This is a genomic window from Crocosphaera watsonii WH 8501 (genome assembly GCF_000167195.1).
Lineage (GTDB): Bacteria > Cyanobacteriota > Cyanobacteriia > Cyanobacteriales > Microcystaceae > Crocosphaera > Crocosphaera watsonii.
Window position 1 is genome coordinate 24,932 of sequence record NZ_AADV02000023.1, and the last position, 8,643, is coordinate 33,574.

Here is an 8,643-nt window from a genome sequence, read left to right on the forward strand (position 1 = left end):
TATAAGGTAATAAATTTTAAAAATGACCAAAAATGAAACGGCTACGTCTGTCGAGGAATTCCTGGTGTGGAGGTCTAACCTCTTCCAAGGACTAAAAGCTAGAAAAGAAACTATTATAGAATTACTCGATGCCCTCTCCAGTAACCAACAAGCTCACTCAGTCGTTGAATTGTCTCTCAATCCTTTATTTAGAAGAGATTATAACAGTTTATATAGAGGAATTCAAGAGTTTTTACCCACTCAAACTGACCCTAATTATGAACAGAGAATTGAGACTTTATTTTCAGCGGTATCGAGAACAATTCCTCCCACTTCAAAACATTATAACTTATTTGGTATTGACACAACTCCCTGTCCACGACGGTTTGCCGAAACGTTAGCGGATAAAACCTTTATTCATTACCCCAATCCAATTAAGGGAAATAAACCCATTAATATTGGACATTGTTATTCCGTTGTCTGCGCTTTACCTGACCAAATAGACACAGAAAAAGTCCCTTGGGCTGTCCCCTTATCAGGAGAGCGAGTCCCCTCTAAACATAAAGGAGTAAATCAAGGCAATCAACAACTAAAAAAAATCTGGCAAAGTTCTTTATTTTCTGATAAATTATCTGTTTTAGTGGCTGATAGTGACTACAGCCAAAAGGATTTTATTGGGGAACAAGTTAAGCATGAAGACCTAGTTACTATTACAAGAGTTAGAAGTGACCGAGTTTTTTATCGTCAATTTATTCGGGACTCAAATCAAGCCAAAACTTCGGGACATCCCCGTTGGTATGGGGATAAATTTGACCTTAAAGATGACCAAACTTGGGCTGAACCTGATGAAGTTCATCATGTTCCCTTTACAACGAAAAAAGGTCGTCAATTAACAGTGACTATTTCGGGATGGAAACAGATGTTAATGAGAGGAACTAAAAACTATAAAATGAACAATCACCCCTTTACTTTACTCCAGATTGTTGTCAGAGATCAAGAAAGAAATAGTATTTGGAAACCTATGTGGCTTATTGTTATTGGTTCTCGGCGCGATGAGTTAAGTTTAGTTGATTGTTATCAGTGTTATCGACAACGTTATGACATGGAACATCTTTTTCGATTTGGTAAACAAAGATTATTGATGACATCTTATTTAACTCCCGATGTACATCATGAAGAAAATTGGTTTAAAATAACACTTCTTTCTTATGTAAATTTGTGGGCTGCCAGAAAATTAGCTGTGGTTTTACCCCGTGATTGGGAACAGTATTTGAAGACTAATAAATCCATCAAAATCACCCCTAGTCTAGTTCAAAGAGACTTTTCAAGAATAATTACGACCTTGGGGACTTTCGCCAAATTTCCCAAACGTCGAGGTTTTTCTTCCGGACGTATTAAAGGTTACAAAAAAGCCCCACGAACTCGTCATGATGTTATCAAGAAAGGGAGCAAAAAATCAACTGAAAACTTAAAAGCTCCTTAGTTTTCCTCAGAATCTATAGATTAGCCCTATTTGTCAGCCAATTTTATTGACTGATACAGAGCCGATATTTTGGGATTTTAGTTTAGCGTAAAATATACGCTAACAAATTTTTTTTGTCCAAAGTCCAATTTAAAAGAAGCGGCACATATTATGCACGAAAAGAAAATTAGACGTTTGCCCGTTCTTGATGAGAATAATACCACAGTGATTGGTATTTTGACTCAAGGAGATATTATTCGCACAATGGCCCAAGGATAATTGTTACAATCAGAATCAGTGACGAGCCTTTTTTTGTCTAATTGATAAAAACAGCAAAAAATAGCATAGGGATGGGAAAAAATGACACAAATGACTACCAGTGTTTCCAATAATGTCATCAACAACTATATTCAACGGGTGACAGAATGGAGTCAGTCGAGTCAACGAATTCCAACAACAGAAGAACTAGAAAACATTGCTGCTGAGTTAGGGATAGATCCAGAGGAAATACAAGCAGCACAAAAACAATCCCACGATCACTATGTTAGGTCCCAAGGTTATATGCGCCTGAAACATTGGAATGATGCGATCGCTGAACTACAAGAAGCGGTGGCTTTTAACCCCTCTAACCTAGATATGTTAGTCAGTTTAGCCTCCGCCCACATGGGAAGATGGGAAGATCATCATCGCAAAGACGATGAAGTAAACATCCGTTTGAGAATTCGACAATGTTTAGTGATTAAACCCGATTGCGAAGAAGCCCTGAATTTACTGGCAAAACTGTCCCACGCCATAAAATGGCGTACCCGTATCTTTACCGCTATTGGAGTAGGTTTAGGTGGGATATGTGTGGGCATAGGAGGGGTTTTCTTGTTAGGAGATGCCCTACCCTCATGGTGGCAGCAGCCCTCACAATTAGAACTCCTAGAACAAAGTTTTAACCAAGAACTCCATAGCTTACAACGGCAACAACAAGCCTTAAGATCGCAAATGATAGCCTTACAAAGACACAGCGATCAACGCAATCAAAGAACCATATCCACATTACAAAACCGCATCAACCAATTACAAAGAGAAGTTAGTCAATTAGAACGAAAAATAATAGAAATAGAAAAAGAAAAACCCAGTAAAATAACTCCCCGTTCTTCTAACAATGGTTCTATTTTAAGAGGAAGTGACTAAGTATCCTTCAAGGATGTACAATCCAACCCTGGAATTAATCAATTGTTAATTATTAATTGTTACAATTGTTAATTGCTAATTGCTAATGGTTAATTGTTAATGAGTCTTAAACTTTACTTTCTCAGACACGGAGAAACCACATCTTCCCAAACAGGAACCTATTGCGGACGGTTGGATATTGAATTAACCCCTTCTGGGGTAGAAATGGCAGAAGACTTTGCCCAAACCTATCAAGATATTCCTTGGAAAGCCGTTTATTGTAGTCCCTTAAAACGAGCGATAACAACCGCTAAACCCCTGTGCGAGCGTGTGGGAATCAATATGGAACTCCGTAACGGCCTCAAAGAAATTTATTATGGGGAATGGGAAGGCAAAACCCCCGATCAAGTTAATCAAGAATTTCATGATGACTATGTGCGCTGGTTAGCTGATCCCGGTTGGAATAGTCCCAATGGTGGAGAAAAAGGCATCGATATCGCCCGTCGCAGTTCAGAAGTTCTGGAAGAAATCGAAAAAACCCATATAACAGGGAATGTTTTGGTAGTTTCCCATAAAGCTACCCTCCGCATTATTTTATGTTCCCTATTGGGTATTGATGTCGGCCGCTACCGCGATCGCATCGGAATGTCCGTAGCTGCTCTGAGTATTGTGGAAATAGCGCAACACGGCCCCTTAGTTCATGTTATGAGCGATCACTCTCATCTGAGAACAGAATTAAGACAACGCTACGGAACCTAGATCAAAGATAATTATTTGAAAAATGGGTTTAAAACTTTATTTTCTCCGTCATGGACAAACAGCCTACAGTAAAACAGGGGGATATTGCGGCAAAATAGAAAATGACCCAGGATTAACCCCCGAAGGCTACCAAATGGCTCAGGCATTCGCTGAGGCTTACTCTCATTTGCCCTGGAAAGCTATCTACGCTAGTCCTTTATATCGCACTAGAGAAACCGTTAGACCCCTCTGCGAAAAAATAGGGGTTGCTATGGAGTTACGGGAAGGACTACAAGAGATCAGTTATGGTCAATGGGAAGGAATGCACCCTAAAGACATCGATCGCCAAGATCACGATCTCTACGTCAAATGGTTAACAGATCCTGCTTGGAATGCCCCCCCAGACGGGGAAAGAGGCATAGATATTGCCCGTCGCAGTTCCCAAGTTCTAGAAGAGATCCAAACAACTCATGACAATGGTAATATTTTGATTGTCTCCCATAAAGCCACCATTCGCATTATGTTGTGTGGTCTGTTGGGTGTTGATATTAAATATTACCGCGATCGTTTTTTGATGGCCGTTGCTGCCGTGAGTTTAGTGGAAATAACCGCCACTGGACCGTTGTTTCATTTTATTGGCGATCGCTCTCACTTAAATAGTTATTTACGTGCCTTACCTAGTACCTGAATAGGGTTAAAATCGTTAACAGAGAATTTATCCTATAGTTAGACTAATCAACATGGAGAATAAAAGACCAGAATTTGCCATTAAAGAACATTCTGTCCTATCTATTGCCACAGAAATGCACAATCATTTCCGAGATTTACAATCCTATTACAAAATCGCCAAAGGTAATTTAATTAGTGAACTTGATTCAATGGCAGATGAAAGTAAAGCGGCAGAAATACACGATCAATTGCGTGAAATCGAAGATAAAATTACCTTCTTTCATGTTTTAAATAACGCCATATCCACTGTTGATACTGTTTTACACACGGACAAAATGATCGCTGAGTTTAAAAATAAACAGTAAACCAATGTCTACTTAATGCTCAGAATGTAGAATGCACGAATTTATTTTTTATAATTGTTCTGTATTCTACATTGTTAATTATAAAATGAGTGATTCAACCCATGTTAAGTCCTGTTGAAACCATCAAATTATTGAAATCTCAACCCGAACAAACCTTTTCTAAAGGCGATACTATTTTCGCAAATGGAGATGAAGGAACAGTGATGAATGGCATCATTGAGGGGGAAATAGAAATGTATATCAATGGCAAAGTTATTGAAGTTATTCAACAAGGAGATGTTTTTGGACAAGGTGCTTTAGTTCATGAAAATCATCTACGAGCTTCTACTGCCATTGCTAAAACTGACTGTAAACTAGCTTTTTTAGACCGAAAACATTTCTTGTTTGCTGTTCAACAAACCCCGATGTTTGCTTTAGAAGTTATGAGAAGTTACTCTGATCGTCATCGTCGTTTAAAAAAGGTTCTAGATGCTTTAGGAAATATGTAAAACTGTGACTCATTCTAATACTATCTGTCTTCGTGTTTTTATTAGTGGAAAAGTTCAAGGGGTAGGATACCGCTATTCTACGGTACAGAAAGCCCAAGAGCTAGGTCTTAGGGGGTGGGTTAAAAATCGTCTTGATGGGCGTGTAGAAGCCATTTTTGCAGGGACAGAACCCCTAATTACTCAGATGTTGCAATGGTGTGATCAAGGGACAAGAAGTGCCAAGGTGACAGATGTAAGCGTGGAAAAATTGGAACCTCCAAATATATCAGGGTTTTGAGGTAAAAGAAACTGTGTGATATATTACTTTGGGGAGATTTAGCGATCGCACTATAATAAACCAGTTCGTAGTAAGTCCTTTAGGACTAGAAAAAAAGTCATAATGAAGGCTAAAGCCTTCACTACGTACTTTTCTATTTTATCTTTAATTACACCTACCTACTTATGAGGGTTTTATCTTAATGAAAATAAACAGTAAGGATGTGGGAGCAGAACTCGGAGGATCAACGAGGGTTCCAGAACTAAAAGATGCTCCTCCCATGCTTAGGTTAACACTATGAGGAACTCTAACGTTACCAGCACCAACACCATTATAGTCATCAACATAAATGGTTACAGAATCAATATTAACGATATTAGCAAAATTAAAGGTAATTGTAGGGTCTAAAGACAACCAACCAACATAAGGACCCTCACCAGCAACATTTTCTACATTTAACCAGTTATCAGTTGCAATAACTCCATCTGTTAAATCGCCTAAACCTCCACTTAAAGGAGCATTATGTTGAGTCGTATTACCCGAACCAGTGTAGTTCTTATCCCAATAATTAAAACTACCACCAATAGCTTGTCCATTTCTGTTCAACATATCATAACTAATAGGACTAATAGCAGCAGCATTAGCTACGTTAGAAACACCCAAAGATAAGGCAATAGAAGCAGCAAGGGTTAAAGGAATCTTTCCATAAGAGGAAACCTCATTTTATGAGGTTTCCTCGAATTTTTTGGCGATTTTTGTGATCATAATTATTTGAAGAATAAAGTTTCTATTAACTTAACATAACCCCTCCCTTTTCCGTGTATAACTTCATGTATAACTTCGGGCTATCCTGAGATTGTGGTGGAGAATGTATAAAAATACACAAAAAATCTGTGATGGGTTACGGCGCAAATCAAAAGTTATAAGGTTTCCCGAAAAATCATCCCTTCGCCTAACCCATCCTACGAATCTGACACAAAATTCCTAACTCCTAAAACTAGATTAATCTGATACCTTCATTAACAGTCAATAATGTCCGTCTTTGTAAACCTTCTTTTTCTAAAATAGCGTTAGCAGCTAATAAACCACTACTAACAGCTTTTTCCATTAAACCACAGGGAAACGGCATTTTAACCCAGTCTCCTGCAAAAAACAAATTATCAACATCTGTAACCGTATCTGGACGATTTTGGTAACTATTGGGAGGATAACCAGAGAAGTTCTTTTGATTAACTAATTCTTTGTGTAATAGGTTAGCTTGTGATAGTTGAGGAACAATTTCATATAACTCTTTTTCAAAGGTTCTTAATAAAACTTCTTGGGTGGGAAAATCTTTTTCTTTATAACAATATGCGTGTAATTCTATGACACTTCCTCCCGTTTTTTTCGACCACTCAATAAACTGGGTTTGGATGCGATGATATAAGGTAATACTATCGGTGAGATCGTAACCAGAAAGAGAGGTAAAATGACTATGTTCCCAATCAAAATCTTCATCAAACCAAAACCTACCCACCGCAAAGGGATCAGCAACCGCTAATTGTTCAATTTTTTGGGTTAAACTCTCATTATTTTCTCCTTCCATTCTTGTCCATAAATGACGTATTCCTGGCACATCGGTGGCAATAACATAATAGTCTGCTTGTAAAGTCTCGCTATTGATATTTTCCTTAGCTTCTTGACTAACTAACTTAACCGATGTATCTTCTTTTTCTACAACTTGATAACGAGCTAAATTTTGTTTCGCTGGTCCTTTTTTGATATTGCCATTTTCATCATATGTTGCACCATGACAAGGACATAAAAAGCTCCCATCTTCTTGTTTTTTAACCGTACAACCTTGATGAGTACAAGTTAAACCAATCACCTGTTCATCTGTCTCTAAAAATAGGCGATCGCTATCTCCATAATAGCTTTCATTGTCATTACATGACATGGTATTTTTGTCAACATTAAAAGGAACATTAGTTACCTCATTTCCCTGTTGATAGTTGAGAGAGATAATTTTATTTTCTTGACAAACAATATTGCTAACCTGTGCTTCTTTTATAACATTACCTTGATTATTTCTAATATTATTAATAATAGGTTCAACTAGACTGGTTCCCATATCATCTTTTGTGCCATTAAAAGCTAAACCTTCGGGGTTGCCGAAAAAATAGAAATGGAAAAATTGGAGTAATTCTCCTGCACTTAAAACATCAGGGGAATTTAGAGTTGAACGAGCAAAAGGAAGAAAATATAAATCATAAAGTCCTTGGGGAAAACCTATTTTTGACCACTCAAGAACAGAGAGATGATCCAACCTGTCAAAACTATCAGGCATTCTAAACCCGGTAATCTCTTTAAATACCTGCCAATGGGATAACTTACTCATATTAATACCCCAGTTAAAACGATTTTCTGACCAAACAGCAAGGTCGACAATATTCCAAGGAAAAGAGGAATGACTGGGATAAAAGTTTTCGGCTTTATATTTATATTTCTTGTCAGAAAAGAGAACAGAATAAAAGCCTAAAGAGCGAAAATTATTTTCTATATTTAATTCAGAAACAATTTTTTTAAGATTATAATATTGAGGAAAAAAACCATGAAAACCATGTTCCATTTTGAAACTATCTTGACCAACATTGATAGTCCAACTGGCAATTTTCCCCCCTAAATTGGGAGATTTTTCTAGTAGAGTCACCTCAAAACCTCGGCGACTTAACTCATAAGCACAAGCCAAACCAGCCAAACCAGCACCGATAACAACCACAGATTTAGATTGAGTTAAACGGGAAGGTAAAGTTAAACTATCTTGTTGATAAAAAGAAGGAGATGGCTTTTTAAAGCGAGAATAAGCGATTAAACTACCTAAACCCCCAACTCCAAAAACCTTGAAAAAAGTACGACGAGAAAACATAAAAAATGTAGAATATAGAACTAATTGATAATTAAATTAATCACTCTTACCATCAGACTCCGAACTCCGAACTCCGAACTCCGAACTCTTCCCCTTAACCCATTGTTCCCAAAGATCCCGACGACGTTGTTGGGTTCTTTTTATCTGTTGATCCCGTCGCCATTGGGCAATTAATTGATGATTTCCTGAACGAAGAACATCAGGAACTGGCCAATCTTGAAAAACAGCAGGACGAGTATATTGAGGATAATCTAATAAGCCATCTTCAAAACTTTCGGCTTTCAAAGATTCAACCTTGCCCACCGTTCCAGGTAACAAACGAACCACCCCATTAATTAAAGCCAAAGCAGGAATTTCTCCACAGGTTAACACAAAATCCCCCAAAGAAATCTCCCGATCCGCCAAATAACGAATTCTCTCATCAACCCCTTCATAATGACCACAAATTAAAATCAATTGTTGATAATGGGTCGCCAAATCCTGTAAAGTAGTTTGGGTTAACGGTGAACCTTGAGGAGTTAACAAAATGACCTGTGAACTCGGTAAGCGAGGCAGAGAATTCACTGCAGCAAAAATCGGTTCCGGTTTCAACAGCATCCCGACTCCACCCCCATAAGGGA

General features: G+C 37.9%; 10 protein-coding genes and 1 pseudogene. 8 read left to right on the forward strand and 3 right to left on the reverse strand.

Annotated elements, in window-relative coordinates:
- Positions 1 to 22: 22 nt before the first annotated feature.
- From CWATDRAFT_RS14840 to CWATDRAFT_RS14870, 8 genes and pseudogenes are all read left to right on the forward strand, one after another.
- A complete protein-coding gene (locus tag CWATDRAFT_RS14840) occupies positions 23 to 1,462 on the forward strand; it encodes an NF041680 family putative transposase (protein ID WP_007305772.1) in 1,440 nt (479 codons plus the stop codon).
- A 129-nt stretch (positions 1,463 to 1,591) separates the two neighbouring features.
- Positions 1,592 to 1,720 (forward strand): annotated as a pseudogene (locus tag CWATDRAFT_RS33755) (CBS domain-containing protein); the annotation flags it as partial.
- A 90-nt stretch (positions 1,721 to 1,810) separates the two neighbouring features.
- On the forward strand, positions 1,811 to 2,623 hold the full coding sequence (locus CWATDRAFT_RS14845) for a tetratricopeptide repeat protein (RefSeq protein ID WP_232287111.1): 813 nt from the start codon (positions 1,811 to 1,813) through the stop codon (positions 2,621 to 2,623).
- A 99-nt stretch (positions 2,624 to 2,722) separates the two neighbouring features.
- Positions 2,723 to 3,361 carry a histidine phosphatase family protein gene (locus tag CWATDRAFT_RS14850; protein ID WP_007305775.1) on the forward strand — a complete coding sequence of 213 codons (639 nt, stop codon included), beginning with the start codon at positions 2,723 to 2,725 and terminating at the stop codon, positions 3,359 to 3,361.
- A 22-nt stretch (positions 3,362 to 3,383) separates the two neighbouring features.
- Positions 3,384 to 4,028 (forward strand): histidine phosphatase family protein, encoded by a 645-nt coding sequence (locus CWATDRAFT_RS14855; protein ID WP_007305776.1) that lies wholly within the window; start codon positions 3,384 to 3,386, stop codon positions 4,026 to 4,028.
- Positions 4,029 to 4,080: 52 nt separating this feature from the next.
- Complete coding sequence (locus tag CWATDRAFT_RS14860) at positions 4,081 to 4,374, forward strand: hypothetical protein (RefSeq protein ID WP_007305777.1); 294 nt, start codon at positions 4,081 to 4,083, stop codon at positions 4,372 to 4,374.
- A 101-nt stretch (positions 4,375 to 4,475) separates the two neighbouring features.
- Positions 4,476 to 4,862: a cyclic nucleotide-binding domain-containing protein gene (locus tag CWATDRAFT_RS14865; protein ID WP_007305778.1), complete on the forward strand. Its 387-nt coding sequence runs from the start codon at positions 4,476 to 4,478 to the stop codon at positions 4,860 to 4,862.
- Between the two features lie 4 nt (positions 4,863 to 4,866).
- Entirely contained in the window at positions 4,867 to 5,139 is a 273-nt protein-coding gene (locus tag CWATDRAFT_RS14870) for an acylphosphatase (RefSeq protein ID WP_007305779.1), read from the forward strand.
- Between the two features lie 162 nt (positions 5,140 to 5,301).
- Here CWATDRAFT_RS14870 and CWATDRAFT_RS14875 read toward each other — a convergent pair whose 3' ends face one another.
- The 3 genes from CWATDRAFT_RS14875 to trmD form a co-directional block, all read right to left on the reverse strand.
- On the reverse strand, positions 5,302 to 5,781 hold the full coding sequence (locus CWATDRAFT_RS14875; RefSeq protein ID WP_007305782.1) for a hypothetical protein: 480 nt from the start codon (positions 5,779 to 5,781) through the stop codon (positions 5,302 to 5,304).
- A gap of 334 nt (positions 5,782 to 6,115) precedes the next feature.
- Complete coding sequence (locus CWATDRAFT_RS14880) at positions 6,116 to 8,023, reverse strand: FAD-dependent oxidoreductase (protein ID WP_007305781.1); 1,908 nt, start codon at positions 8,021 to 8,023, stop codon at positions 6,116 to 6,118.
- A gap of 36 nt (positions 8,024 to 8,059) precedes the next feature.
- Positions 8,060 to 8,643: tRNA (guanosine(37)-N1)-methyltransferase TrmD (gene trmD / locus CWATDRAFT_RS14885; RefSeq protein WP_007305780.1), on the reverse strand; the 584-nt coding region annotated here is incomplete at its 5' end.